The organism is Pantoea sp. KPR_PJ (assembly GCF_041386365.1).
GTDB lineage: Bacteria > Pseudomonadota > Gammaproteobacteria > Enterobacterales > Enterobacteriaceae > Pantoea.
The window spans coordinates 1-26,175 of record NZ_JABMIK010000002.1 but is presented as its reverse complement, the minus strand read 5'-3'; the positions used below and the strand labels follow the sequence as shown (position 1 = coordinate 26,175).

Annotated in this window: 22 protein-coding genes; 9 read left to right on the top strand and 13 right to left on the bottom strand. The window is 53.9% G+C overall.

Annotation, left to right across the window (positions count from 1 at the left end; translation table 11 throughout):
- Nucleotides 1–37 precede the first annotated feature (37 nt).
- Nucleotides 38–1,573, bottom strand: a complete 1,536-nt coding sequence (locus HP564_RS04755; RefSeq protein ID WP_371240747.1) for a SpoVR family protein — start codon at nucleotides 1,571–1,573, stop codon at nucleotides 38–40.
- A gap of 471 nt (nucleotides 1,574–2,044) precedes the next feature.
- On the opposite strand from HP564_RS04755, the gene HP564_RS04750 reads away from it, so the two are divergent.
- Together HP564_RS04750 and dadX are read left to right on the top strand one after the other, a co-directional pair.
- Nucleotides 2,045–3,382, top strand: a complete 1,338-nt coding sequence (locus HP564_RS04750) for a D-amino acid dehydrogenase (RefSeq protein WP_371240745.1) — start codon at nucleotides 2,045–2,047, stop codon at nucleotides 3,380–3,382.
- Between the two features lie 18 nt (nucleotides 3,383–3,400).
- A complete protein-coding gene (gene dadX, locus HP564_RS04745; protein ID WP_371240743.1) occupies nucleotides 3,401–4,471 on the top strand; it encodes a catabolic alanine racemase DadX in 1,071 nt (356 codons plus the stop codon).
- Here dadX and HP564_RS04740 read toward each other — a convergent pair.
- From HP564_RS04740 to yeaG, 6 genes are all read right to left on the bottom strand, one after another.
- The gene (locus tag HP564_RS04740; protein WP_371240741.1) at nucleotides 4,464–5,657 is read right to left on the bottom strand and encodes a multidrug effflux MFS transporter; all 1,194 of its coding nucleotides are present in this window, start codon (nucleotides 5,655–5,657) and stop codon (nucleotides 4,464–4,466) included. The two genes, dadX and HP564_RS04740, sit on opposite strands and share 8 nt — an antisense overlap.
- A 111-nt stretch (nucleotides 5,658–5,768) precedes the next feature.
- Nucleotides 5,769–7,235 (bottom strand): undecaprenyl-phosphate galactose phosphotransferase WbaP, encoded by a 1,467-nt coding sequence (gene wbaP / locus HP564_RS04735; protein ID WP_371240739.1) that lies wholly within the window; start codon nucleotides 7,233–7,235, stop codon nucleotides 5,769–5,771.
- Nucleotides 7,236–7,613: 378 nt separating this feature from the next.
- Nucleotides 7,614–7,847, bottom strand: a complete 234-nt coding sequence (locus tag HP564_RS04730; protein WP_371240737.1) for a DUF1480 family protein — start codon at nucleotides 7,845–7,847, stop codon at nucleotides 7,614–7,616.
- A gap of 75 nt (nucleotides 7,848–7,922) precedes the next feature.
- Nucleotides 7,923–9,650 (bottom strand): potassium/proton antiporter, encoded by a 1,728-nt coding sequence (locus HP564_RS04725; protein WP_371240735.1) that lies wholly within the window; start codon nucleotides 9,648–9,650, stop codon nucleotides 7,923–7,925.
- 252 nt (nucleotides 9,651–9,902) lie between these two features.
- The gene (locus HP564_RS04720) at nucleotides 9,903–11,180 is read right to left on the bottom strand and encodes a YeaH/YhbH family protein (RefSeq protein ID WP_371240733.1); all 1,278 of its coding nucleotides are present in this window, start codon (nucleotides 11,178–11,180) and stop codon (nucleotides 9,903–9,905) included.
- Nucleotides 11,181–11,270: 90 nt separating this feature from the next.
- Nucleotides 11,271–13,205, bottom strand: a complete 1,935-nt coding sequence (gene yeaG / locus HP564_RS04715; RefSeq protein ID WP_371240731.1) for a protein kinase YeaG — start codon at nucleotides 13,203–13,205, stop codon at nucleotides 11,271–11,273.
- 420 nt (nucleotides 13,206–13,625) lie between these two features.
- Here yeaG and HP564_RS04710 point away from each other — a divergent pair, with 420 nt between their 5' ends.
- The gene (locus tag HP564_RS04710; protein WP_371240729.1) at nucleotides 13,626–14,375 is read left to right on the top strand and encodes a MipA/OmpV family protein; all 750 of its coding nucleotides are present in this window, start codon (nucleotides 13,626–13,628) and stop codon (nucleotides 14,373–14,375) included.
- Nucleotides 14,376–14,448: 73 nt separating this feature from the next.
- Nucleotides 14,449–15,300 (top strand): aldo/keto reductase, encoded by an 852-nt coding sequence (locus HP564_RS04705; protein ID WP_371240727.1) that lies wholly within the window; start codon nucleotides 14,449–14,451, stop codon nucleotides 15,298–15,300.
- A 44-nt stretch (nucleotides 15,301–15,344) separates the two neighbouring features.
- Here the strand turns inward: HP564_RS04705 and HP564_RS04700 are convergent, their stop codons facing one another.
- Nucleotides 15,345–16,220 carry a D-hexose-6-phosphate mutarotase gene (locus tag HP564_RS04700; protein WP_371240725.1) on the bottom strand — a complete coding sequence of 292 codons (876 nt, stop codon included), beginning with the start codon at nucleotides 16,218–16,220 and terminating at the stop codon, nucleotides 15,345–15,347.
- 74 nt (nucleotides 16,221–16,294) lie between these two features.
- Nucleotides 16,295–17,290 (bottom strand): glyceraldehyde-3-phosphate dehydrogenase, encoded by a 996-nt coding sequence (gene gapA / locus HP564_RS04695; RefSeq protein ID WP_371240722.1) that lies wholly within the window; start codon nucleotides 17,288–17,290, stop codon nucleotides 16,295–16,297.
- A gap of 341 nt (nucleotides 17,291–17,631) precedes the next feature.
- On the opposite strand from gapA, the gene msrB reads away from it, so the two are divergent.
- Entirely contained in the window at nucleotides 17,632–18,042 is a 411-nt protein-coding gene (gene msrB, locus HP564_RS04690) for a peptide-methionine (R)-S-oxide reductase MsrB (protein ID WP_371240720.1), read from the top strand.
- Nucleotides 18,043–18,045: 3 nt separating this feature from the next.
- Nucleotides 18,046–18,327 carry a YeaC family protein gene (locus tag HP564_RS04685; protein ID WP_371240718.1) on the top strand — a complete coding sequence of 94 codons (282 nt, stop codon included), beginning with the start codon at nucleotides 18,046–18,048 and terminating at the stop codon, nucleotides 18,325–18,327.
- 41 nt (nucleotides 18,328–18,368) lie between these two features.
- On the opposite strand, the gene pncA is transcribed toward HP564_RS04685, so the two are convergent.
- The 3 genes from pncA to sppA form a co-directional block, all read right to left on the bottom strand.
- Nucleotides 18,369–18,977: a bifunctional nicotinamidase/pyrazinamidase gene (gene pncA / locus HP564_RS04680; protein ID WP_371240716.1), complete on the bottom strand. Its 609-nt coding sequence runs from the start codon at nucleotides 18,975–18,977 to the stop codon at nucleotides 18,369–18,371.
- A gap of 17 nt (nucleotides 18,978–18,994) precedes the next feature.
- Complete coding sequence (gene ansA / locus HP564_RS04675; protein WP_371240714.1) at nucleotides 18,995–20,008, bottom strand: asparaginase; 1,014 nt, start codon at nucleotides 20,006–20,008, stop codon at nucleotides 18,995–18,997.
- A gap of 84 nt (nucleotides 20,009–20,092) precedes the next feature.
- Nucleotides 20,093–21,949 (bottom strand): signal peptide peptidase SppA, encoded by a 1,857-nt coding sequence (gene sppA, locus HP564_RS04670; RefSeq protein ID WP_371240712.1) that lies wholly within the window; start codon nucleotides 21,947–21,949, stop codon nucleotides 20,093–20,095.
- Nucleotides 21,950–22,121: 172 nt separating this feature from the next.
- On the opposite strand from sppA, the gene HP564_RS04665 reads away from it, so the two are divergent.
- The 3 genes from HP564_RS04665 to HP564_RS04655 all read left to right on the top strand — a co-directional run bounded on the left by HP564_RS04665 (nucleotide 22,122) and on the right by HP564_RS04655 (nucleotide 25,074).
- Complete coding sequence (locus HP564_RS04665) at nucleotides 22,122–22,673, top strand: NAD(P)H nitroreductase (protein WP_371240710.1); 552 nt, start codon at nucleotides 22,122–22,124, stop codon at nucleotides 22,671–22,673.
- A 176-nt stretch (nucleotides 22,674–22,849) separates the two neighbouring features.
- Nucleotides 22,850–24,769, top strand: coding sequence for a DNA topoisomerase III (locus HP564_RS04660; protein ID WP_371240708.1), 1,920 nt, complete (start codon nucleotides 22,850–22,852; stop codon nucleotides 24,767–24,769).
- Nucleotides 24,769–25,074: a DUF1496 domain-containing protein gene (locus tag HP564_RS04655; protein ID WP_371240705.1), complete on the top strand. Its 306-nt coding sequence runs from the start codon at nucleotides 24,769–24,771 to the stop codon at nucleotides 25,072–25,074. The genes HP564_RS04660 and HP564_RS04655 overlap by 1 nt, the downstream gene beginning before the upstream one ends.
- A 29-nt stretch (nucleotides 25,075–25,103) precedes the next feature.
- On the opposite strand, the gene xthA is transcribed toward HP564_RS04655, so the two are convergent.
- Entirely contained in the window at nucleotides 25,104–25,910 is an 807-nt protein-coding gene (xthA, locus tag HP564_RS04650; protein ID WP_371240703.1) for an exodeoxyribonuclease III, read from the bottom strand.
- Nucleotides 25,911–26,175 lie beyond the last annotated feature (265 nt).

The window sequence follows — 26,175 nt, the reverse complement described above, 5'->3', positions numbered from 1 at the left end:
AAAACCGGACAGCGTCCGGTTTTTTTGTGTTCACTGCTTACAGCCCATTTCCGCGTGCCGGACAGCGATCCAGTAGTTCAACGCTGCCATCCTCGTTTTGCTGCTCAAGATTGACATCAAAGCCCCACAGCCGATGCACGTGCTTCATGACCTCACGGCGGCTCTTGTCGAGCGGTGTGCGGCTCTGTGGCACGTAACGCAGCGTCAGCGAGCGGTCGCCGCGCAGGTCCACGTTATAGACCTGGATGTTTGGCTCCAGATTACTGAGGTTGTACTGCGCCGAAAGCTGCTGGCGAATAGCACGGTAACCCGCCTCGTCATGGATGGCCGCAATTTCCAGATAGTTATTGCGGTCATCATCCAGCACGGTAAACAGTCGGAAATCGCGCATAACCTTGGGCGAAAGGAACTGGCTGATAAAGCTCTCGTCCTTAAATTCACGCATAGCAAAGTGCATCGTTTCCAGCCAGTCGGAACCGGCGATATCAGGGAACCAGTAGCGATCTTCTTCCGTCGGAGACTGGCAGATACGTTTAATATCCTGGAACATCGCAAAACCCAGCGCATAGGGGTTGATGCCATTGTACCAGGGACTGTTATAGGGCGGCTGGAACACCACATTGGTATGACTGTGCAGAAACTCGATCATAAAGCGCTCTGACACTTTGCCCTCATCATAAAGATGATTAAGGATGGTGTAGTGCCAGAAGGTAGCCCAGCCTTCGTTCATCACCTGCGTCTGTTTCTGCGGGTAAAAATACTGGCTGACTTTGCGCACGATGCGCAAAATCTCACGCTGCCAGGGCTCCAGCAGTGGGGCGTTCTTTTCCATAAAATAGAGCAGGTTTTCCTGGGGTTCGGACGGGTAGCGTGCCGCTTCTACATGCACGGTCTCTTTCTCGCGGCGCGGCAGGGTGCGCCACAGCGTGTTGACCTGGCTTTGCAGATACTCTTCGCGGCTTTTCTGCCGTGCCTTCTCCTCCTGCAACGAAATTTTTTGTGGACGTTTATAGCGGTCAACGCCGTAATTCATCAGCGCATGACAGGAGTCCAGCAGTCGCTCAACCTCTTCAACGCCATAGCGCTCTTCGCAGTCGGAAATATATTTTTTCGCAAACAGCAAGTAATCGACGATTGAACTGGCATCGGTCCAGCTGCGGAACAGATAGTTATTTTTGAAAAAGGAGTTATGACCGTAACAGGCGTGTGCCATGACCAGTGCCTGCATGGTCATGGTGTTCTCTTCCATCAGATAGGCGATACAGGGATTAGAGTTAATAACAATCTCGTACGCCAGTCCCTGCTGGCCGTGCTTATAGCGCTGCTCCGTTTCAATGAACTTTTTGCCAAACGACCAGTGGGCATAGTTGATAGGCATCCCCACGCTGGAGTAGGCGTCCATCATTTGCTCAGAGGTAATCACTTCAATCTGGTGGGGATAGGTATCGAGTCGGTAGAGTTTGGCGACGCGGTCAATTTCCGCAAGGTAGACATCGAGGAGTTCAAATGTCCAGTCCGGTCCATCGTTGAGTCGTTTGCTGTCCTTAATCGGATCGTCAAAGATTGTCGTCATAGCGCACCTCTGTTTTGCAAACAGGCTTGCCCGATGCGAGCAGCCGTTTCCGGTAATTTCAAGGCTCATCCCTAAGAAAGAGAACCCCAAAAACGGAGTGAACACTTCAATGATAGCCCACTGTCGCTTATCCGAGAGCGGAACTCAAACGAATTATTCGGCACAAAATCATCTGAAAATAACGCTAAAAGCGTTTGCCGGGCTGATATGTGACTTTGGCCATAAAAAACAGGATAAAGTGCTGTTTATAAGTGGATTGTATGGCGTCGGCTTATTCTACTGAAATAAGTGATTATTGCCGGGTGCGCTATGATTAACTGCTAAGAAAGGGATAAAAGGCGCATAAGTTACTGATTTGGTCTCTGGCAAAAGATTTTAGTGTTCGAAAAAGTGAAAAACATGTGAAATACGTTAACTGGGTAAGGGCTTTTATCGACAGGTGCTAATGCGCTGATATTGGCCTGGATGTTAGTGAATTATGCTGTTGGACTTGCCGGTGGGGGCGATATGCACGTAGTGATTCTGGGTAGTGGTGTAGTGGGCGTGGCAAGCGCATGGTATCTGGCCCGCGCGGGACATCAGGTAACGGTACTGGATCGCCAGCCCGATGCGGCGCTTGAGACCAGCGCAGGCAATGCGGGGCAAATCTCGCCGGGCTATGCAGCGCCCTGGGCCGCGCCGGGTGTCCCGCTAAAAGCGGTTAAATGGATGTTTCAGCGGCATGCGCCCCTGGCCATTCGTCTCGACGGCAGCAGTTTTCAGCTGGAATGGATGTGGAATATGCTGCGCAACTGCGATATGCAGCATTACCAGCAGAACAAAAGCCGTATGGTGCGTATCGCGGAGTACAGTCGCGACTGCCTCAAAGCGCTGCGCGAAGAGACAAGCATTGCCTATGAAGGACGGCAGGGCGGCACTTTACAGCTGTTCCGCACCCAGCAGCAGTTTGACAGCGCCAGCAAAGACATCGAAGTGCTGCGCGACGCGGGCGTGCCTTATGAACTGCTGCACGCCAGTGAACTGGCGCGCGTGGAGCCGGCGCTGGCGGCCACCCATCACAAGCTGACGGGGGGGCTGCGCCTGCCGAACGATGAGACCGGCGACTGCCAGATGTTCACGCAGAAGCTGGCCAAAATGGCGCAGGACGCGGGCGTGGTATTTCGCTTTAACACGCCCGTTGATCAACTGCTGCGCGAAGGTAACCGTATTTATGGCGTAAAATGCGGTAATGAGGTGATCAAAGGTGACAGCTATGTGGTCGCGTTTGGCTCCTACTCCACGGCACTGCTGAAACATATCCTCGACATTCCGGTTTATCCTCTCAAAGGCTATTCCCTGACTATCCCGGTAAAAAATCCCGATGCGGCCCCGGTCTCAACCATCCTGGATGAGACCTATAAAGTGGCAGTGACGCGCTTCGACAACCGCATCCGCGTCGGCGGCATGGCCGAAATTGTTGGTTTTAACAACAAACTGTTACCGGCACGTCGGGAAACGCTGGAGATGGTCGTACGGGATCTTTATCCTGAAGGCGGTCATATTGAACAGGCCAGCTTCTGGAGCGGTCTGCGTCCAATGACGCCAGATGGCACGCCGATTGTCGGGCCGACACCGCTCAGTAATCTCTATCTTAATACTGGACACGGCACGCTTGGCTGGACCATGGCCTGCGGCTCCGGTCAGCTGCTGGCCGACGTGATGAGCGGTAAAAGCCCGGCGATTGCTGCCGACGATCTGTCGGTGTTCCGCTATCTGCCTGGTTTTACGCCCTCATCATCACCATTACGCAACGCGAATGCCACGCGTTAACCTTCAGGGAGAGGAAGTATGTCACGTCCAGTTTTCGCCACTATCGATCGGCAGGCGCTGGCACATAATCTGGCCGTCGTCCGTCAGGCCGCACCTGACGCGCACATCTGGTCGGTCGTTAAGGCCAACGCCTATGGGCACGGCCTGGCTCGCGTCTGGGAGAGTCTGGCGCAGACCGACGGTTTTGCCTTGCTCAATATGGAAGAAGCCATCCTGCTGCGCGACAGCGGATGGCGTAAACCGATCCTGCTGCTGGAAGGGTTTTTCCACCCAGACGATTTACAACTGATTGATCGTTATCGTCTTACCACCAGCGTGCACAGCAACTGGCAGATTAAAGCACTGGCGGAAGCAGAGCTTTCCGCTCCGGTGGACATCTACCTGAAGGTTAACAGCGGAATGAATCGACTGGGATTCCGCCCGGAACAGGCGCACAGTGCTTACCAGAAGCTGCGCGCGTTATCCAATACCGGCGATATTACCCTGATGGCACACTTTGCCGATGCGGAGAATCCGGACGGGCTGATCGCGCCGCTGCAACGCATTGCGCGTGCGGCGGAAGGGCTGGATATCCCACGCTCGCTCTCTAACTCTGCCTGCACGCTGTGGCATCCTGAAGCTCACTACGACTGGGTACGTCCCGGTATTATCCTTTATGGCGCATCGCCGAGCGGCGAGTGGCAGGATATTGCCAGCACCGGCCTGAAACCCGTTATGACGCTGGGCAGCGAAATTATTGCTGTTCAGCAGCTCAGCCCTGGCGACGGCGTGGGTTATGGCTACCGGTATCGGGCACGCCAGGAGCAACGCATCGGGGTAGTGGCCTGTGGCTATGCGGATGGTTATCCTCGCCATGCACCGAGCGGCACACCCATTGCTGTTGATGGCGTGACGACGCAGGTCGTGGGGGCAATATCGATGGATATGATCACGGTTGATCTCACCCCGTGCCCTGAGGCGGGCATTGGTTCGAAAGTCGAGCTGTGGGGCAATCAGGTGAAAATTGATCAGGTGGCCAAAGCTGCCGGCACGGTGGGCTATGAGCTGATGTGCGCGCTCGCACCTCGCGTGCCGGTCAAGGTTATTTAAGCGCGGTCAGCGCACCGTGCATTTTTCTGCTACAGCGCCAGGCAATGAGCGCCAGCGTGGCACCCGCCAGCATCATCAACGCCAGCGCGCTTTTTTCCGCCACGGGCAGCATGACAATCAGCAGGCTGCCCGCCGCACCCCCCGCCATCTGGATAAAACCCTGTAGTGCCGCCGCCACGCCAGCCTGCTGCTGGTAGGGCTCCAGCGCATAGCTGGTAGCCGGGCCTACCGTAAAGGCCAGGCCCGCCACCGAGACAGCGACCGGCAGCATATAGAGCGCCCAGTGCGTCTGTATGCTCTCCGGCAATAATTGCATTCCCGCCAGTAACAGCAGTGCGCCTGCCAGCATGGTGACAAACCCCATCGCCAGACAGAACGGGCGTCCCGCTTTGCGAATGGTTTTATTAACAAAAGCGCTTACCAGCATAATCCAGAATCCGTTCGCACCAAAGGCGAAGGAGAACTGCAGCGGCGTCAGGCCGCCTTCGGTCATCAGCACATGCGGTGCCAGCGAAACATAGGTAAGAACCATGCCAAGCGCGCCCGCATTCGCGAAGGCAAAAGCGAGAAAGCGCGGCTGGCGCAGGATCGCGCTATATTGCGCCAGCGGCAGGCCCTTGACCCGCAGCGTATTGGCAGGACGCGTCTCTGGCAGCCACAGCAGCACGATCAGGGCGATCAGCAGGCCGTAGGCGCACAAAAACCAGAAGGGCGCTCGCCAGTCGAAAGCGCTGGCCAGCAATCCACCCAGCAGGGGGGCCAGCGCAGGAACGATGTTTAACGCCCCGTTAAGAAAGCCGTAGGCGCGAGCGGCATCATCGCCTTGCAGTCGATCGCGGACGCCACTGAATGCCACCACGGCACTACAGCACACCGCACAGCCCTGGATAAGTCGTGCAGAGAGAAACAGCGGCCAGCTGGTGGCGGTCGCCGCTACAGCGCTACCGGTGATGTAGAGCAGCAGGCCCGCCAGAGCGATGGGTTTGCGCCCAAAGTTATCCACCAGGGGACCCGTCACCAGCTGACCCAGCCCCATCACCAGCAGAAAAACGGGAATCGTAGTCTGAACCAGGCTGACCGGTGTATTCAGGCCGAGCGCAATGTCCGGCAGCGTAGGGAGATAGAGATCGATGCCGAGCGGTGCCAGCAGCACCAGGCTCAGCAATATCAGGGTAAATTTTTGCATAAAGACCAGAAGGTAAACATCCTGTTAAAACAAGCCGGAAGGGTAATGAGTTAGAGATGAAAAAGAAAGGGGAAAATGCGATGCCCGCAGGACCGCAGGCATCGGAAAGTACTAATAGGCGCCGTCGCGACGCAGGACGACACCCGCCGTTTTGAACAGAATGGCAATGTCGGTCCACAGCGCCCAGTTTTTGACATACCAGGAGTCGAAGTAGACGCGTGTGTCATAGTCGATATCATTACGACCGCTGACCTGCCAGAGGCCCGTCATACCCGGTTTGGCCATCAGATAGTAGTCGACATCGCCGGCGTAACGCTCCAGCTCCGCCTCGATAACCGGACGCGGTCCCACCAGGCTCATTTCACCCCGGATAACGTTCCACAGCTGCGGTAGCTCATCCAGGCTGGTTTTACGCAGGAAGCCGCCAATGCGAGTGATGCGCGGATCTTTCTTCAGCTTAAAGTCTTTATCCCACTCCGCACGTGCCTCCGCGCTGGTGGCCAGCAACTGCTCAAGCACCTCTTTAGAGTTGGTAACCATTGAGCGGAATTTCAGACATTTAAACTTCTGACCGTTTTGACCAATACGCTCATGGCCATAAATCGCATTGCCACCGTCGCGTTTCACCATATAGCAGAGCAGACCAAAGACGGGAGCCAGAAACAGCAGCAGCAGAGAGGCAACGACCACGTCGAAGCAGCGCTTCAGGAAGCGGGAAGAGCGTTTCGCAAGGCTGTTGCTGACGCGCAGGATCATCACTTCATGACTGAAAATAAATGACATGTCGGTGCCATAGAGCGGAACGCCGCGCAGGGTGGGAATAACCGATATTGATCGGCAATTCATTTTGGACAGGTATTTGAGCCAGTTATCACGTACCGCCTGCTGTTCAAATTCGGTTGCCACGATGAACTGGACATTGTCACGGTCGATGGTCTGCCAGTTGATATCTTTTTGGTGAATCACCGGGACACCATTTACAGATGCAGGAGAAGTGTCATCGTCGGTGCTGATGAACGCCTGCACGTTATAACCGAGGATCTCCTCGCTCTGTAACGCAGCGTAGGCTTCCATGGCATTTTTGCCTGACCCGATGATGATGGTCTCTTTTTGCCACTGCCCGGCGCGGTTGATGGCGCGCTTGACCACAGCGCGCATTAGCGGCAGAAGGATCAGCGCGTAGCCCCAGCTAAATACCCACACCATGCGCGAGAAATCCCACTTTGAAAAGGCGATTAACGCCAAATCCAGCAGCGAGAACACAAGCAGGGTCTTAACCACTTCTTTCAGTTCAAACCAAAAGGGTTTGCGGTAGGTGTAGTGACGCATGCGCATCCAAAAATAGGCGGTGCACAAAACAGAGAGCGCGAACTGCGCGATAAAACGATATTCGATTTGATGGGGAGGAATAAAGGCATCCAGATCGCCCCAGATGCCCTGAATCGTTGCCGCTGACAAAAACAGAGACAAATTAAGGGCAATGAGATCGGAAAAGCTCAACGCTAATTTTGCCAGAATATTTTTTCGCGTACCGCTCCATGAGCGGCTTGCATCATTCATTACCAGTGTACTTGCCATAACACCTGCTCTCTTTCTTCTTAAGTAAAAGATGGCCTGACCAGAATCAAGTACGCGCTCAGGAGTGGACTACTGAAAAACCCACAGAAGGTTCCAGTTCTTTCAGTCGTTAGAGCCATACGGGCTGCAGTGAGGAGATATAAAAATTGCGTGATAGTTATCACGAAAATCTGCAGCAACGAATTAGAGTATGCAGGAGAAGTATGACGGCGTTAATACGGAAAAAATCCTAAAAACCTGATTCTGCCTAAAGTTTAACCAGTATAACTCATTGATAAGATTGAAAAAATGGCGAGGCGCATTTAAATAAGTGAATGTTTTAAGAGTGATTTTCAGAATTACCGCCAGAGAGGATCGCTGGCGGAAATGAAGTGAACATCAGGCAGGCTTTTTTAATACCCACTGGTCTTGCTGTTTATCATAGTGCGCGATTTGCAGATCCACCGGCTCACCATCAATCCATGCCGGTACGCTTGTATCGTGATCCCAGCCATCAAGTTGATAACTCAGGCCGGGATTGGTCTGGCAGGGAATGCTGACGGTCTGGATATTATCGCTGTCGAGTTCGGCATCAATAATTTCATAGCGACCAATTTTAACGACGTGTCCCATAATTTACTCCCGCTCTCTGGGTTAAATAATGAGCATAGTCGTTTCCGTCGAAATTTCGAGCCAGCAGACGTCGGATTATTCCCGCTCTTCAGCGACGCGCACCCCAATTTTTACGATGCGATTATCCTCTTTCTCTGCCACTGTCCAGGTAAGCTGGTTCCACTCCACATGGTCGCCTACCACTGGTGTCCCCCCCAGCATGCTCATGACGAGCTGGCCCAGCGACTGCTGATCGTTCGTTTCGTCATCCAGCTCCAGACCATAAATCTGCGCCACATCGCGCAGGCGCGCCTCAGCATCCAGGATAAAGTCACCAAAGAAACGTTGATCCAGCGAAACCGGCGGTGACTGGCTGAACATTTTGCCCAGTGCGGGAAGATCGCGCTCGCGGCCAATCACGCAGATCACATCTCCCTCTTTAAGACGCGTATTGGCGTTAGGATGCATCAGCGCATTATCACGGAACAGCGCGGCGATACGCGTTTCTCGCGGCATCTGCAGGTCGCGCAGCGCTGCGCCGACACACCATTTATCGGCGCTGAGCTGATAAACAAACTGCTCCCAGGGGTTTTCGGGATGTATATCCAGCCCGACGCGGCTGATGGGTGAGGCAGTTGGCGGAACAACCACTTTGGCTTTCCTGGCAGCAAATCCCAGCGATGTCCCCTGGAGCATCAGAGAGACCAGCACCACGAAAAAGGCGATATTGAAATAGAGCGAGGCATTTTCCAGTCCGGCCATCATAGGAAAGACCGCAAGAATAATCGGCACCGCACCGCGCAGTCCGACCCAGCTGATAAAGATGCGTTCACGTCCGGTAAAGCTGCGGAACGGCAGCAGGCCCACCAGCACAGAGAGCGGGCGTGCCACCAGGATCAGCCACAGCGACAGGATCATTGCCGGCACGGCGATATGCCAGAGGTCGGAAGGCGTTACCAGCAATCCCAGCACAATGAACATGCCTATCTGGCTCAGCCAGGCCATGCCGTCAAACGTTTGCAAAATGCCGTGGCGGTTTCGAATCGGACTGTTGCCCAGCAGAAAGCCGCACAGATACACGGCCAGTATACCGCTGCCCTCCAGCATGGTGGTCAGAGCAAAAACCAGAATGCCGCCGCTCAACGCCAGTAGCGGGTAGAGGCCGGTGGCCAGGCTGATGCGGTTGATTAACTGCTGCAGCGCCCAGCCGCCACCCAGTCCCAGTACGATGCCCAGACCAAACTGCTGGACCAGATGCACGAGGAACATCCAGTCCAGCCCGGTTTGACCTTTTTGTATCATCTCAATTAGCGTGATCGTCAGGAATACCGCCATGGGGTCGTTGCTGCCCGATTCGATCTCCAGCGTCGAGCTGACGCGTTCGTTCAGCCCTTTATCCCCCAGCAGGGAGAAGACGGCTGCGGCATCGGTAGAACCGATGATGGCACCAATCAGGAAACCTTCCATCAGGTTAAGGCGAAACAGCCACGCTGCGGCCAGCCCGGTCAGACCCGCGGTGATCATCACCCCTACCGTTGCCAGAGAAAGTGCCGGACCCAGGGCAACCTTAAATGAGCTGGCTTTTGTGCGCATGCCGCCGTCCAGCAGAATGATGGCGAGCGCCAGGTTTGAAATCAGATAGGCAGCAGGGTAGTTGTCAAAAGCGATGCCGCCAATGCCGTCGACGCCGGTCAACATGCCCAGCGCCAGAAAGATGACCAGAATGGGAATGCCCAGACGCGAGGAAAAAGAACTGAGTAAGATGCTCGACGCAACCAGTACAGAACCGATAATAAAAAGACTGTAAACGATATTGTGGTTCAATGTGCTCTCCTGCGGTTACGACGTTTAATAGAAGGCTGGCGCGAGGAAGTACTGTGCATTTGGAAAAAGACTATGCGTAATCAGTAGGTTATCTTTGCGCAGGCTTAAATCTTACGAATTGATTTTTTTGTTTAAGCTCAGGCTTAATGTGCAGAAAAAAGGCGTTGTTCGTCAAGGGGATTTAGGGCGGGTATTTTAGCAGATATTCGGGCGATTAGATAAAAAAAGCCGGTCAGCGACCGGCTTGAGAACTCAGGCTTCTGCCGCCTGTTTGTGAAACAGCTCGCGAAATACCGGATAGATATCTTCGGGTTCGCGAATGTGCTGGATAGCAAAATTATCAAATACCGACTGGAGATGCTCATACTCGCGCCACAGGGTCTGGTGCGCGCGTCGGGTGATCTCGATATAGCTATAGTAACGCACGACCGGCAGGATATTTTTCGCCAGGATTTCGTGACACAACGGCGAATCATCTGCCCAGTTGTCACCGTCCGAGGCCTGCGCAGCATAGATATTCCACTGTGCAGGATCGTAACGCTCCTTCACCACCTCATCCATCAGCTTTAGCGCGCTGGAAACGATGGTGCCGCCTGTCTCCTGCGAATAGAAGAACTCCTGCTCATCCACCTCTTTTGCCTGCGTGTGGTGGCGAATATAGACTACGTCGACGTTTTTGTAGGTCCGGCTGAGGAACAGGTAGAGCAGAATATAAAAACGTTTCGCCATATCCTTGGTGGCCTGATCCATCGAGCCCGAGACATCCATCAGACAGAACATTACCGCCTGGCTGGAGGGCTCGGGCCGCTTTTCAAAGTTTTTATAGCGCAAATCAAAGGTGTCGATAAAGGGCACTCGTTCAATCCGCGCGCGCAGCTCGGCAATTTCTTTGCGCAGACGCTCCTCTTCCAGCAGCTGAGCCGGTTCCGCTTTCTCAACGGCGCTTAACGCGTCTTCAAGCTCATGCATCATGCGTCGCTTGCCTGCGGTCATGGCGGTGCGGCGTGCCAGCGAGTTTTGCAACGAGCGTACAACGCTGATATTGGCAGGCACCCCATTAGAGGTAAAACCGGCGCGATGCGTTTTGTACTCGTTAAGCTGGCGATGCTGGTTTTTACGCAAATTAGGCAGAGCCAGGTCTTCGAACAGCAGATCGAGATATTCATCTTTGGAGATTTGAAAAACAAATTCATCCTGACCCTCACCGTCCTGACTGGCGTTGCCCTGGCCGCTACCGCCGCCGCCGCCACCTCCCTGTGGCCGCTCAACACGGTCATTCTGAACAAAATGATCGTTGCCGGGATGAACGCGATGGCGACTGCCGCCGCGCCCCTGGTGGAAAACAGGTTCGTTAATGTCATCTATCGGGATTGAGACAGATTCGCCACTTTCGACGTCGGTCACCGAACGCTTATTGATGGCCTCGGAGATCGACTGCTTGATTTGCGACTTATAACGGCGCAAAAAGCGCTGTCGGTTGACTGCGCTTTTGTTCTTACCGTTGAGTCGCCGATCGATGAAATAGGCCATAAAATTCCCCCAAACGTTGTAAGCAGGTCGGGCTGTTGCCCGACCTTATCGGTGTTAATGTCTGCGCATCAACGTGCTTACGTGGTGTGATTATGACGATTTGCGTACACGCAGATACCATTCGCACAGCAGGCGTACCTGTTTGCGGGTATAGCCTTTCTCCATCATACGATCGACAAAATCATCATGTTTTTTCTGTTCATCCGTGGATGTTTTGGTATTGAACGAGATAACCGGCAGCAGCTCCTCGGTATTCGAAAACATTTTCTTCTCGATTACGGTGCGCAGTTTCTCGTAGCTGGTCCAGTTTGGATTGCGACCATTGTTTTGCGCGCGTGCACGCAGCACAAAGTTCACAATCTCATTTCGGAAATCTTTCGGGTTACTGATCCCGGCCGGTTTCTCGATTTTTTCCAGTTCAGCATTTAATGACTCACGATCGAACAGCTGGCCGGTATCCGGATCGCGATACTCCTGATCCTGAATCCAGAAGTCGGCGTAGGTCACATAGCGATCAAAGATGTTTTGACCATATTCAGAATAGGACTCCAGATAGGCCGTCTGAATTTCTTTGCCGATAAACTCAGCATATTTCGGGATCAGGTAGCCTTTCAGGTGTTCCAGATACTTCTCTGCCTGATCCTGCGGGAACTGTTCACGCTCAATCTGTTGCTCCAGTACGTAGAAGAGATGCACCGGGTTAGCCGCTACTTCGGTATGGTCAAAGTTAAAGACACGCGACAGGATTTTAAAGGCGAATCGGGTTGAGAGGCCGTTCATGCCTTCATCCACGCCCGCATAATCGTGATATTCCTGCCAGGACTTCGCTTTTGGATCGGTATCCTTCAGACTTTCGCCATCATACACGCGCATTTTCGAGTAGATACTCGAGTTTTCTGGCTCTTTCATGCGCGACAGGATGGAAAAGCGCGCCAGCGTTTCCAGCGTACCCGGTGCACAGGGCGCGGTTGCCAGTTCGCTGTGATTGAGCAGTTTTTCGTAGATCTTGATCTCTTCGGATACCCGCAGGCAGTAAGGCACCTTAACAATGTAAACACGGTCAAGGAAAGCCTCGTTGTTTTTATTGTTGCGGAACGTCACCCACTCCGATTCATTGGAGTGCGCAAGAATGATGCCGTTAAACGGCAGCGCTGAGATCCCTTCCGTACCGTTATAGTTCCCCTCCTGAGTGGCCGTCAGCAGAGGATGCAGCACCTTAATCGGCGCTTTGAACATCTCAACGAACTCCATGATGCCCTGGTTGGCACGACAGAGCGCACCGGAATAGCCATAGGCATCAGGGTCGTTTTGTGCATGATTCTCCAGCTTGCGGATATCCACTTTACCGACCAGCGCAGAAATATCCTGGTTGTTCTCATCGCCAGGCTCGGTTTTAGCGATAGCCAGCTGTTCCAGAATCGATGGCCAGACCTTGACCACCTTAAAGCGGGTAATATCCCCGCCAAATTCATGCAGGCGTTTGGCGGCCCAGGGTGACATGATGGTGCCGAGGTAACGACGCGGCACGTTATATTCTTTTTCAAGAATGTTGGCGTCTTCCTGTGGGTTAAACAGGCAGAGTGGATGATCGTTGACCGGGCTGCGTTCTCCATCGGCGCTCAGGACATAAACAGGCACGCGCTGCATCAGCGATTTCAGGCGTTCCGCTAGCGAGGATTTACCCCCCCCAACGGGTCCCAGCAGGTAGAGAATCTGTTTCTTCTCTTCCAGCCCCTGAGCGGCATGCTTCAGATAAGAGACAATTTGTTCAATGGCCTCTTCCATGCCATAGAACTCTTCAAAGGCCGGATAACGGCCCATCACACGGTTAGAGAATATTCTGGAAAGGCGTGGCTCCTGAGCAGTGTCGACCATTACTGGCTCACCAATAGCCATTAACAGTCGCTCTGCGGCGTTGGCGTATGCACTGCGATCCTGCTTACAGATGGCAAGAAATTCCTGCAGTGTGAACTCTTCGTCCTTGGCAGCTTCATAACGCTGACGATAATGATCGAATATATTCATAGCGATGCCCGTCCTTTCGTTTTTAGCACAGGTAAAGGAGCGTAATTAGAGGCTCTTGCAGCTCCCGGAAGATATTCTCATTTGAGTACAGCAACCCTTATGCCAACCTGATGTATTGTTATCGGGATACACACTTCTTGTGGTTACTCTGCTCGTACTGATACTTACGGCTTACTTTTAACTGTAGAAGGCATTCAGGAATTTTCCTCCGCATAATTTTACTATTTGGCGATATATCAATAACAAAGTCAGATTGTTGCAAAGCCAGTCTTGGGTTTCGTGAGGGGAAAAGAGAGAAGAATCCGGCAGATGTGCCGCCTTCAGCCGCTTCGTTGAAATGCACCTCAGATAAAGGTTAAACCGGTGAGCAAAAATCGTTAAACTTCCTGGTGATTCTTATATTTATGGAAGAAATTAATTGTGAACCAATTCAAACTTAAAGCGCTTACCGCCATTATTCCTTGTATTTTTTTCGCTAATACTGCTGCTGCCGAATCGCTCTCTGTTGGTGCATCAGTGATCTATGCCCAGTCTCCCTACCGGGGAGGGCAGGATCGTTATCTGCCGATCCCTGTCATCAACTATGAGGGTGAAAATTTCTGGTTCCGCAGTTTGCAGGGCGGCTATTACCTCTGGAAGGATCCAGAAAACCAACTCTCTTTAACGCTGCTTGGTTCACCGCAGCAGTACGATCCGGACGATAATGACCTGGGCGATATGAAAGGTCTCGACAAGCGTCGCATGACGTTGATGGGAGGGGCAACCTACAGCCATATGGCTGACTGGGGCATCCTGCGTACCGCGCTGCTGGGCGATGTGCTAAACAACAGTAACGGCATTATCTGGGATTTAACCTACCTCTACCGCTTTAAATTTGGCGACTTTAGCCTGACGCCAGGCATTGGTGCTATGTGGAATAGCGCGAATCAGAACCGCTACTACTATGGTGTATCAAGCCATGAAGCGGCGCGCACTGGCATCAGCCGTTATCAGCCTGACGACAGCTGGTCTCCCTATGTGGAGTTAAGCGCGAGTTATCAGGTTGCGCCACAGTGGAATGTCAGCCTGGTCGGACGCTATACCCGCTTTGACAGTGAAATCAAAGACAGCCCGATGATTGATAAGAGTGGTCAGACGACGCTCTGGACAGGGTTCAGTTATACCTTCTGATCCATTCGCTGACCGGGCAATTTTTTAACCTCAGCACCAAAATGGTGCCCTAATTTGTTGCAGGAGCACACCGATGGAAAAGCTGATCGCGTTTGACGATAGCGTGACACTACCCGCAGTAGGTCAGGGCACCTGGTTTATGGGTGAGGATGCTTTGCGCCGTCAGGAAGAGGTGGCAGCGCTACAGGCGGGGCTGGACTGCGGACTGACGCTGATCGATACAGCAGAAATGTACGCTGAAGGCGGAGCTGAAGAAGTCGTGGGGGAAGCGCTGCGTGGACGCCGCGACCGCGCCTTTGTGGTCTCAAAAGTTTATCCCTGGAATGCTGGCGAGGTAGATGCGGTTGAGGCATGTGAGCGCAGCCTGCATCGACTGGGTACCGACCGCCTTGATCTCTATCTGCTTCACTGGCGAGGGAATGTGCCACTGGAAGAGACGATTCGTGCGATGGAGAAACTTCAGCAGCAGGGCAAAATCCTGCGCTGGGGCGTCTCAAATTTTGATGTCGACGATTTGCAGGAGCTTCTGAGCGAGCCGGGTGGCAATCAATGTGCAACCAATCAGGTTCTCTATCACCTGGCTTCACGCGGTATCGAGTATGATTTGCTGCCTGAATGCCAGCAGCGCCAGATGCCGGTAATGGCCTATTGTCCACTGGCACAAGCGGGCAGGCTGCGTCAGACGCTCTTTACCCACGTAACGCTGGTGGAGATTGCACAGCAGAAGGGCATTAGCGTAGCGCAGTTGCTACTCGCCTGGGTGATACGTAAAGAGGGCATTATTGCCATCCCTAAAGCGAGTTCACAGGCACACGTCAGAGAGAATGCTGCTGCACTGCAGATCAGACTGAGCGACGATGAGCTGGCCCGGATCAATCGGGCCTTTCCGCCGCCGCAGAGCAAGCAGCCGCTGGATGTCGTTTAGAATGCATTCACGACAGCCCCCAGCGGCGACAGGTCAGAGAGTCGCTACGCTTTCTGCCGCAGGCGGAAAGTCGTCGCCAGACGCGCCGGTTTTTCGCCTGCACTCACCATTGGCTTAGCGATCCGCGCCGTTTCCACACAGACCATGGTTTTATAACCGTCGTTGGGCATATCCGCCATGCTGCAAGAGAGCTCAACGCCAGGGTTCCATGTCACCACATCACTCTGGTGATGGTGGTAAACTTCGATGGTGCGCTGCCCCTGTTTATCATGGATTAATGAACAGGCCTCAGGCTGGGTAAAAATGCGATCGATGCGACCCGGATAGGTCTGGTTTTCGCTTGCGCGGCCTTCGCGGTTGTTATCAACTTTATCGATAAAGTGCTCGCCCAGACCGCTTACCTCTACACCCGCAATATCGGCAACCTGGAAATAGCTGTGCAGAGCACCAGTGGCACTAAAGTTGCCGTGCGCTTCCAGTTCAATTTCACAGTGTCTGCCAAGGCGAAAACGAGCAAAAAGCGTGAAATCATGCGGCCAGAGTTTTTTTGTCTGGGCAGAACTTTCCAGCACAAATGTCAGCATCACGCTCTCGTCATTCTCATCGTGCGCCGAAAGTGTCCAGGGCTGGTTTCGGGCGAAACCGTGCGCCGGTTCGCCTTGCGGACCAAACCACGGCCAGCAGACTGGGACACCGCCGCGAATCGCTTTGCCAGCAGAGAAGAGTGATTTTTCGCTTAGCCAGATAACCGGCTTTTCTCCGCTTGGCTGCCACGCGATAAGATGCGCCCCCTGAAGCGTAACTGCCGCGCGCAGCTGGGGATGGCTTACCACAATCACCGGCAGATCGCCCAGCTGTCGCTGCGACAGATAGGGGGAGATTTGCTTCACTACGGGCAGAGAGAAGATTTTATCCTGCATCACCGAATCCTTCCTGTTGTCACGAAAAAAAGGGCGACCGAAGTCGCCCTTGTTGCCTGTCATAACCGGTGTGCTTATTTAGCAACCAGCGCGATCAGGTCGAGTACTTTGTTTGAGTAGCCAGTTTCGTTATCGTACCAGGAAACCAGTTTAACGAAGTTATCGTTCAGCGCGATGCCTGCTTTAGCATCGAACACAGAGGTCAGCACTTCGCCGTTGAAGTCGGTAGACACCACGTCATCTTCAACATAGCCCAGCACGTCTTTCATTTCGCCTTCAGCAGCTGCTTTAATCGCTTCACAAATCTCTTTGTATGATGCTGCTTTTTCCAGACGAACGGTCAGGTCAACCACAGAAACGTTCGGGGTCGGTACGCGGAACGCCATACCGGTCAGTTTACCGTTCAGCTCTGGCAGAACTTTGCCGACCGCTTTTGCTGCGCCGGTAGAAGACGGAATGATGTTCTGAGATGCGCCGCGGCCGCCGCGCCAGTCTTTGTGAGACGGGCCATCAACGGTTTTCTGGGTCGCAGTGGTTGCGTGAACGGTAGTCATCAGACCTTCGACGATGCCGAATTTGTCGTTGATAACTTTTGCCAGCGGTGCCAGGCAGTTGGTGGTGCAGGAGGCGTTAGAGACGATGTCCTGGCCAGCATATTTGTCAAAGTTAGCGCCGCGCACGAACATCGGCGTATCGTCTTTAGACGGGCCAGTCAGCACAACTTTTTTAGCGCCTGCGGTGATGTGTTTGCGTGCGGTTTCGTCGGTCAGGAAGATACCGGTTGCTTCAGCAACCACGTCAACACCTACTTCATCCCACTTCAGGTTAGCCGGGTCTTTCTCAGAGGTAACACGGATTTTTTTACCGTTAACGATCAGCGCGCCGTCCTGAACTTCAACGGTGCCGTCGAAGCGGCCGTGCGTTGAATCGTACTTCAGCATGTAAGCCATGTAGTCGGCGTCTAACAGATCGTTAATCGCAACGATTTCGATGTCAGAACGCTGCTGAGCAGCACGGAAGACGATACGGCCGATACGACCAAAACCGTTGATACCTACTTTGATAGTCATATATTCCACCAGCTATTTGTTAGTGAATAAAAGGTTGGCTGTAAAATTACAAAAACCTTACCAGGCGTCAAGCGGAATCGTGTCAATAGTTGCGACAGGTCAATCCGCTCAACAGGAATAATTTGTTGCGCAACCGCTTGCGCAACAGGCGTGTTAAAACCATGCACAAACCCGACTGCTGAATATAAAGGGATACCATTAGCAAAAGGTGATCAGGGTCACAATTCTGCGCTGTGAGAGGAAAGTCAGACAACTGAGCACGAAAAAAATCCCGTTAATGTTATTCGTTTGTTAGAATATTAGTCGATTTTTTCAGAATGACACTCTCCGGGACCACTCAAATGGCTAAAGAAACCGCATCCGAAGCAAAAATTGCGCAGTTGTCTGAAATGCAGCGTTATGTTACTCAGCATCATGGCACTGAACCGCCTTTCAGCGGCGCGCTTTTGCATAACAAGCAGGAAGGTATCTATCACTGTCTGGTCTGTAATGCGCCACTGTTTCTTTCAGAAACCAAATATGACTCGGGCTGCGGCTGGCCAAGCTTTTATCAGCCCGTCAGCGATGAGGCTATTCGCTATCTGGAAGATAATTCCCACGGCATGCACCGTGTCGAAATCCGCTGTAACAGCTGCGACGCGCATCTGGGGCATGTTTTTCCGGACGGTCCTCAGCCTACGGGCGAGCGCTATTGCGTTAATTCAGCTTCGCTGAGTTTTACGGATGAGCAGGGCGAAGAAACGCAGGGGTAAGCGATGAAACAGCAACTTGAAGCCATGGTTGAGGCAATGACACCGGACGTGTATGAACGGCTGGCGACGGCGGTGGAGACCGGTAAATGGCCGGATGGCGTGGCCCTGACGCAGGCGCAGCGTGACAACTGCATGCAGCTGGTGATGTTATATCAGGCGCGCCATAACGAGACTCCCCAGCATATGACCATTGGCAAAGGGGGAGAGATGGTGACCAAATCGAAAAGAGAGCTAAAGGAAGAGTTTGGCATCGATTCAGAGGTGACACGCATCAATCTGCACTAAAGAAAAAGGCCGACAGCATGTCGGCCTTTTTCTTGTCTTACTCACGCGATAACGGCGCCTTGCGCCTTCATCTGAGCAAAGGCAATCTCACTGTCGTCCGGGTTCAGATTAACACCGCGACAACCCTCGCTGACTACCGTCACCTGATAGCCTAACTCCAGCGCGTCAAGTACGCTGTATTTAACACAGTAGTCCGTTGCGATACCGAGCATCACCAGATGCGTGATGCCGCGCGCCTGAAGCCAGCTGTCCAGCTCGGTTTTACGACGATGGCCATTATCGAAGAAGGCGCTGTAGCTGTCGACGTCCACGTCCTGACCTTTATGAAAGATGGCGTCGATAAGGCTGCGATCCAGACCGGGATGCAGTTCGGCACCGGCCGATCCCTGAATACCGTGATCCGGCCACCAGATTTGCGCCAGTCCGTTAAGCTCTCCCAGCGTATAGACAGGCTCACCTGAAACGGAAGCAAAACTTCCATGATTGGCAGGATGCCAGTCCTGTAGCGCTACCACGCATTCGCCGCGTGCGCGAAATTCTCTGGCGTAACGGTTAGCAACCGGTACGGTCATATCGCCTTCATGAACCGCCATTGGGCCGCCCGGACAGAAGTCGTTCTGTATATCAATGATGATGAGGGCCTGCTTCATAACAGGTTTCTCCGTTTTTAGTCTTCAGTCAGTTCACCGCGCAGGTTTTGTTGCATCCTGGTGCGAATCTGGTCACAGGAGAGCGCCTGACTCAGCAAAAAGTGAAGCTTGGTGAGTGCAGCTTCCACTGTGAGGTCAAATCCACTGATCACGCCCGCATGTTCCAGCGCGTTACCGGTGGCATAGCCGCCCATATTGACCTTGCCTGAGATACACTGGGTGAGATTCACCACCACTATCCCGCGATCGCTGGCCTGCTGTAGCTCCGCCAGAAACTCACGGTTCTGTGGCGCGTTGCCTACGCCATAGGAGCGCAGAATCAGGGCTTTTACCGGCTGACGCAGAAAGTTGCGCACCACGTCCGCTGAAATGCCGGGGTAGATTGTCACGACGCCGATAGGTTGCGGGGTAATGGTGTGCACCTTTAACGGACCGTTGCCCTGAGGAGCAGGCGGTGTGTTCAGACGGCGAATATGAATACCCGCTTCCAGCAAAGCGGAAAGGTTAGGCGATGCAAACGCGTTAAAGCCATCTGCATGTGCCTTCGTCGTCCGGTTGCCGCGATAGAGCTGGTTATTGAAAAACAGCGTTACCTCGTTAATCGGATAATTTGCCGCGACGTAAAGCGCATTCAGCAGATTCTGCTGACCATCAGAGCGCAGTTCAGCCAGCGGGATCTGTGAACCCGTGACGATAACCGGCTTTGCCAGATTCTCCAGCATAAACGACAATGCCGAGGCGGTGAACGCCATGGTATCGGTTCCATGCAGGATAACAAAACCATCGTACCGATCATAATTTTGTCGAATATCTTCAGCGATAGACTGCCAGTCTTCAGGCGTCATATCGGATGAGTCGATCAGCGGATGGTATTCATGAATCGTAAAATCCGGCATTTCAGGCCGGTGAAATTCAGGCATGTTTGCCAGCTGCTGCTGAAGATGACCTGAAACCGGTATGTAACCTTGTGCAGAACGCTGCATACCGATGGTGCCGCCAGTATAGGCAACATAGATATTTTTCTTTTGCATCAGAAACTCAGACTTGCCGTAAAACGCGCAGTATAAGGGGAAAGCAGGGGAAAAGCAGCCCGATCGATGACCGGGCTGCGAGCTTTATCGCACTTTGCCGCAGTTCAGGCAGAATGCGTAGCGGTTTTGCGGATCGTTAAGCGTATTCAGCAAACCGGGCTGCTGTTTTAGCGCCTCCGCCATGTCAACTGCGGGGGCCGGAAGCCAGGCTTTTAGTGCTGACGGCAAGAGAGCCTGCGCAGAGGCGCTGACCTGACCCAGTAGCATATCGAATACGCCAGGCTGATCCTGATACCAGGTCAGCTCAGGATGGGCCACTTTCGCCAGCTCGCCCGCTTTTTTAACTGCATCGTCAAAATCGCCCAGTGCATCAACCAGGCCATTAGCTTTGGCATCAGTACCGGTCCAGACGTGACCCTGCGCGATGGCGTCGATCTCTTCCGGCGTTTTATGACGAGAGGCAGCGACCAGGCCAACAAAGTTACGGTAGCCGTTTTCAATCGTCAGCTGCATCAACTGCTGCACTTCCGCTGGCAGTGCCTTGGTAGAGGCCACATCCGCCAGCGGTGACGTCGCCACGCCATCGGTATGTACGCCAATGCTGTCCAGGCTGTTCTCCAGCGTATTGATAACACCAAAGATGCCAATGGAGCCGGTAAGGGTGCTGGGGTTAGCAACAATGTAGTCTGCCGGGGTGGAAATCCAGTATCCTCCTGAAGCGGCCATACCGCCCATCGAGACCACAACCGGCTTGCCGGCGGCGTGTGCGGCAGCCAGCTCTTCACGGATAGCCTCAGACGCCGTTACGCTGCCGCCAGGGCTGTTAACGCGCAGGATGATCGCTTTGATTTTGGCGTCAAGACGTGCATCGCGGATCTGGGATGCCGTAGTATCGCCACCGACATTACCCGGCGTCTCTTCTCCATCCATAATGGCACCGCTGGCCATAATGACCGCGATATTGCCATCCTGATGTGTAGGCTGTTTCACATTGTAGTCATAGATGCTGACGCTGTGATAATCGTTGCTGGCTTTGTCCCAGCCGAACGTTTTCACCAGCTCTTTATCAGCCGCCGCCCGGCTATCCAGCACATCAACCAGCTTATTGTTCAGCGCATACTGAGCGGTATCGCCCCCTACCGCCTGGAGACCAGCGATGATTGCGGCTGCGCCGGGAAACAGCTGATTAGGCGTAATCTGACGGTTAGCTGCCACGGTATTGAGATAGTTTTGCCATAGCTGGCCCACCCAGCGGCTGTCGGCGTCGCGTGCAGCCTGCGACATATCGTCACGCAGGAAGGGTTCAACCGCCGATTTATAGGTGCCGACGCGGAAGACGTGGGAGTTGACCTTCAGCTTATCCAGCAGGGTTTTGTAGTAGAGGCCGTTGGTGGCGAAGCCGTGCAAATCAACGGTACCCTGCGGAGAAAGATAAATTTTGCTGGCGTAGCTGGCCAGATAATATTGTGCCTGGCTGTAGCTGTCGCCCAGTGCAAAAACAGGCTTGCCACTGTCACGAAACTCGCGCAGCGCTTTACCGACATACTGCAGGGAGGGCTGATCGCCACCGGCAAAATCGCGTAAATCCAGTACCATGCCGGTAATGTTTTTATCACTTTTTGCCTGACGGATAGCGTCGACCACATCAAACAGTGAATTCTCCTGCAGGCGATCGCTGCTTGCCCCCAGCAGCTGACGGCCCAGCTTACTCAGCCTGTTGCTGACTGAAGGCTTGTCTACCAGCACACCGGTCAGATCCACTTTCAGTGCGCCTTGCTGCACCGGGGTACTGTTGCCGGAACCGCTGACCTGTAGCCAGATGCCGACGCCCACCAGAATCAAAAAGATCAGGAAGAGGTTAAGAATAAATTCCCTGATAAAATTCAGCACTCGCCATGTCCATCGGAACAGACCGGCAATCATTCGCCACAATGTGCGCATTAGACTCTCCATATTCGCTAGCGGAAAGCGGTCGCCGCACGGCTACGCCTTCCATGACGTGCTCATCCTAAAGAGCAGCGTGATAAATGTCAGCAGGAAATCGTGGCGGACTGTTACAAAAGATCAGGCTGTGCCAGGATTAGCCAACGCGTTATGACATCAGGAGAAAATCATGGATGCACTTGAATTACTGGTCAATCGCCGCTCGGCTTCACGTCTGGCCGACCCTGCCCCTGCCGGTGAAAGCTTGCAGAACATTATTCGGGCCGGTATGCGTGCGCCCGATCACGGCACCCTGCAGCCCTGGCGTTTTGTGATTGTTGAAAATGAGGGGCGCGACCGGCTGAGCGCCCTGCTGGAAGAGGCAGCGCGCGAGGCACAGCTGGATGATAAAGCGATCGATAAAGCGGCGCGCTCACCGTTCCGTGCGCCGATGATTATTACCGTTGTTGCCCACTGCGAGGCGCATCCAAAGGTGCCTCGCTGGGAGCAGGTGGTATCGGCAGGATGTGCAGTAATGGCAATGCAGATGGCGGCACTGGCACAGGGTTTTAACGGCATCTGGCGCAGCGGTCCCTGGACCGATAATACGCGCGTGCGCAGCGCCTTTCACTGCCGCGAGCAGGATGCGATCGTCGGCTTTCTCTACCTTGGCACGCCGCAGCTTAAATCAAGCACCACGGTTATCCCTCCCGACACCACACCTTTTGTCAGCTATTTCTAGCAGATTATTCCTCTCTTTTAGGGTACCCTGGCGGGTTGAATGGATCTTGTGCGACCGATCCACAAGTCGCCCGCCAGTGCTTACCTCCTTCACGGGAAACGACTAAGATAGCGCTGCGCCGCAGATGCATCAGCCGCGCGGCACTTTCACCCTGAAGTAAAGGATTTCTCTGACCCATGCGTTTGTTTATAGCGGAAAAACCCAGCCTTGGCCGTGCGATTGCCGATGTGTTACCCAAACCTCATCGCCGCGGTGACGGTTTTATTGCCTGCGGCGACGACCAGATAGTGACGTGGTGTGTCGGACATTTGCTGGAGCAGGCGCAGCCGGACAGCTATGACAGCCGCTATGCGCGCTGGTCATTGGCCGATCTGCCCATTATCCCGCAAAAATGGCAGCTGCAGCCGCGCCCTTCGGTTGCGAAACAGCTGAAAGTGGTAGAAAAACTGCTGAAGCAGGCCAGCGAAGTGGTACACGCAGGCGACCCGGATCGTGAAGGGCAGCTACTGGTGGATGAAGTGCTGGACTATTTACAGCTGCCAGCGGAAAAACGCAGTCGGGTACAGCGCTGTCTGATTAACGATCTCAACCCGCAAGCCGTTGAGCGCGCGGTCAGTCGCCTGCGCGAAAACCGTGAGTTCATTCCGCTGTGCGTTTCGGCGCTGGCGCGCGCGCGCGCTGACTGGCTCTACGGTATCAATATGACGCGTGCCTGGACGCTGCTGGGCCGCAATGCCGGTTACGACGGTGTGCTGTCGGTAGGGCGCGTGCAAACGCCAGTGCTGGGGCTGGTCGTGCGCCGCGATGAAGAGATTGAAAACTTCATCCCAAAAGATTATTTCGAAGTAAAAGCGCACATTGTGACCGCTGACCAGCAACGCTTCGTGGCCAGCTGGGTGCCCAGCGATGCCTGTGAACCCTGGCAGGATGAAGAGGGGCGATTGCTGCACCGGGCGCTGGCAGACCATGTTGTTGCCCGTATCGCAGGTCAGCCTGCTCTGGTGACCAGCTATAACGACAAGCGCGAGGGGGAGGGCGCGCCGTTGCCATTCTCGCTCTCCAGCCTGCAGATTGAGGCAGCAAAGCGTTACGGGCTCAGCGCGCAAACGGTGCTGGATACCTGTCAGAAGCTCTATGAGACCCATAAGCTCATTACCTATCCCCGCTCTGACTGCCGTTACCTGCCTGAGGAGCATTTTTCCGGTCGTCATGCTGTGTTGAAGGCGATTCAGGCGCACGCCAGCGAGATGACGCCGCCAGAGGATTTCAGTGTTGATCGTCGTAACCGCTGCTGGGATGACAAAAAAGTTGATGCGCATCACGCCATTATTCCAACAGCACGCGCCAGTGCGGTGCGCCTGACGGATAATGAGCAGAACGTCTATGCGCTCATTGCGCGCCAGTATCTGATGCAGTTCTGCCCTGACGCCATTTTTCGCAAATGCGTGATTGAGCTGGATATTGCTGGCGGAAAATTCGTTGCCAGGGCTCGCTTTCTTGCTGAAGCTGGCTGGCGCGCGCTGCTGGGTAGCAAAGAGCGTGACGAAGAAAACGACGGCACGCCGTTGCCAGTGGTAGCAAAAGATGACGAGTTACTTTGCGAACGCGGTGAGGTGCTGGCAAAGCAGACGCAGCCCCCGCGCCCGTTTACCGATGCCACGCTGCTGTCAGCAATGACCGGTATTGCCCGCTTTGTGCAGGATAAAGAATTAAAGAAAGTGCTGCGTGCAACCGATGGTTTAGGGACAGAGGCCACGCGCGCGGGCATTATTGAGCTGCTGTTTCGTCGCGCCTTTCTGGTGAAAAAGGGACGCTATATCAATGCAACGGAGGCAGGGCGAGCACTGATTCACTCGCTGCCAGAAATGGCGGCGCGCCCCGACATGACAGCGCAATGGGAATCGACTTTGACGCGTATCAGTGAAAAAGCGTGCCGCTACGATGAATTTATGCAGCCACTGGTCAGCACGCTAACGGGACTTATCCATCAGGCGCGTGAGCAGACCAGCGCGATGGCCTTTCGTGGTCTGCCCACTTCAGGGCAGAAAAAGCGTCCCAGGCGGACGACAAAACGAAAAGTTAAGGAGAGTGAATAATGCGTTATTGCGCCGGCTTGTGGTTTGTCGCGGCTGTAATCAGCGGATCGGCGCTGGCCAGCCCACAACACGCACAGCAGCAGGGTTACAGCACGGGCACCAGTGCGGATGTGGTCGTCGACATGCCACCTGACGTCTGGACGCAGGGGCAAAACAGCGCGCCCGGCTGCCAGCTGTGCTGTATTTTTGATAATCGCAGCTACAGCGAGGGCGCCATAGTCAAATCTGAGGGTGTGTTACTGCAGTGTGCACGTGACGAAAAGGTGCTCGGCACCCATCCTCTGATCTGGAAAATAGTGAAGTAAGCGGCGTGGCGCAATGCCACGCCTGAGCGTCACAGCTGGAAGGTTGACCAGACGGGAGCATGGTCGGAGGGTTTTTCCATGCTGCGTATGCCGTAATCGATACCGGTTTCTACGCAGCGTTCAGCCAGCGGCTGGCTGGCCAGCAAAAGATCGATACGTAGCCCGCGGTTATCATCGAAGCCCCTTGAGCGATAATCGAACCAGGAAAAGCGATCGTCGATGTCGGGGTTCTTCGCTCGGAAGGTGTCGACCAGCCCCCACTGCAGCAGGCGATCCATCCACTCGCGCTCTTCCGGCAGGAAAGAGCACTTGCCGGTACGCAGCCAGCGCTTGCGGCTCTCTTCCCCAATGCCAATATCCAGATCGGTGCTGCTGATATTCATATCGCCCATGATTAATACGGGTTTATCCGCAGGCAGGCTCTGTTCCAGATAGTCCTGCAGGTCGCGGTAAAACTTTTCCTTTGCCGGGAATTTAGTGGGATGGTCGCGGCTTTCTCCCTGAGGAAAGTAGCCGTTAATCACGGTGATATCACCTATTGGGCTAGGAATTTCCGCCATGATCAGCCGACGTTGCGCATCTTCATCATCGCCGGGAAAACCGCGCCGTACAGAGACAGGCTCTGCTTTTGTCAGAAGCGCCACGCCGTAATGGCCTTTCTGACCATGGTAGAAGACGTTATAGCCGAGCTTAGCCACCTCTTCGAGAGGAAACATATCGTCGTGAACTTTGGTTTCCTGAAGACCGATCACATCAGGCTGATGCTGTGCGACCAAGGCTTCAAGCTGGTGAGGACGGGCGCGCAACCCGTTGATGTTAAATGAAACAAATTTCATGGCACAGACCACTGTTCGCAAATGTTGCGCCGGATGGTAGCGAGTTTTTATGAAAAAGTCATGGGGGAGGGGAGAGTGCCTGCTGTCTCGCTATGCTCGACCCGAACCCTGGGGCGGTGCTTCTCATTCTTCTTTATATCGTCACGGAAAAGAGAAAGTCAGGGAGGCGATCAGGATATATATGCAAGGATGGTGGTGGGAGAAGGATTCGAACCTTCGAAGTCTGTGACGGCAGATTTACAGTCTGCTCCCTTTGGCCGCTCGG

What these genes read in the sequence shown, in the direction of transcription:
- gapA (WP_371240722.1), bottom strand. Translation starts at nt 17,290, where the DNA reads ATGACTATCAAAGTAGGTATCAACGGTTTTGGTCGTATCGGCCGTATC.
- wbaP (WP_371240739.1), bottom strand. Translation starts at nt 7,235, where the DNA reads ATGGCAAGTACACTGGTAATGAATGATGCAAGCCGCTCATGGAGCGGT.
- HP564_RS04720 (WP_371240733.1), bottom strand. Translation starts at nt 11,180, where the DNA reads ATGGCCTATTTCATCGATCGGCGACTCAACGGTAAGAACAAAAGCGCA.
- ansA (WP_371240714.1), bottom strand. Translation starts at nt 20,008, where the DNA reads ATGCAAAAGAAAAATATCTATGTTGCCTATACTGGCGGCACCATCGGT.
- HP564_RS04655 (WP_371240705.1), top strand. Translation starts at nt 24,769, where the DNA reads ATGCGTTATTGCGCCGGCTTGTGGTTTGTCGCGGCTGTAATCAGCGGA.
- HP564_RS04660 (WP_371240708.1), top strand. Translation starts at nt 22,850, where the DNA reads ATGCGTTTGTTTATAGCGGAAAAACCCAGCCTTGGCCGTGCGATTGCC.
- HP564_RS04730 (WP_371240737.1), bottom strand. Translation starts at nt 7,847, where the DNA reads ATGGGACACGTCGTTAAAATTGGTCGCTATGAAATTATTGATGCCGAA.
- HP564_RS04705 (WP_371240727.1), top strand. Translation starts at nt 14,449, where the DNA reads ATGGAAAAGCTGATCGCGTTTGACGATAGCGTGACACTACCCGCAGTA.
- dadX (WP_371240743.1), top strand. Translation starts at nt 3,401, where the DNA reads ATGTCACGTCCAGTTTTCGCCACTATCGATCGGCAGGCGCTGGCACAT.
- yeaG (WP_371240731.1), bottom strand. Translation starts at nt 13,205, where the DNA reads ATGAATATATTCGATCATTATCGTCAGCGTTATGAAGCTGCCAAGGAC.
- sppA (WP_371240712.1), bottom strand. Translation starts at nt 21,949, where the DNA reads ATGCGCACATTGTGGCGAATGATTGCCGGTCTGTTCCGATGGACATGG.
- HP564_RS04665 (WP_371240710.1), top strand. Translation starts at nt 22,122, where the DNA reads ATGGATGCACTTGAATTACTGGTCAATCGCCGCTCGGCTTCACGTCTG.
- pncA (WP_371240716.1), bottom strand. Translation starts at nt 18,977, where the DNA reads ATGAAGCAGGCCCTCATCATCATTGATATACAGAACGACTTCTGTCCG.
- HP564_RS04740 (WP_371240741.1), bottom strand. Translation starts at nt 5,657, where the DNA reads ATGCAAAAATTTACCCTGATATTGCTGAGCCTGGTGCTGCTGGCACCG.
- HP564_RS04700 (WP_371240725.1), bottom strand. Translation starts at nt 16,220, where the DNA reads ATGCAGGATAAAATCTTCTCTCTGCCCGTAGTGAAGCAAATCTCCCCC.
- xthA (WP_371240703.1), bottom strand. Translation starts at nt 25,910, where the DNA reads ATGAAATTTGTTTCATTTAACATCAACGGGTTGCGCGCCCGTCCTCAC.
- HP564_RS04755 (WP_371240747.1), bottom strand. Translation starts at nt 1,573, where the DNA reads ATGACGACAATCTTTGACGATCCGATTAAGGACAGCAAACGACTCAAC.
- HP564_RS04685 (WP_371240718.1), top strand. Translation starts at nt 18,046, where the DNA reads ATGAAACAGCAACTTGAAGCCATGGTTGAGGCAATGACACCGGACGTG.
- msrB (WP_371240720.1), top strand. Translation starts at nt 17,632, where the DNA reads ATGGCTAAAGAAACCGCATCCGAAGCAAAAATTGCGCAGTTGTCTGAA.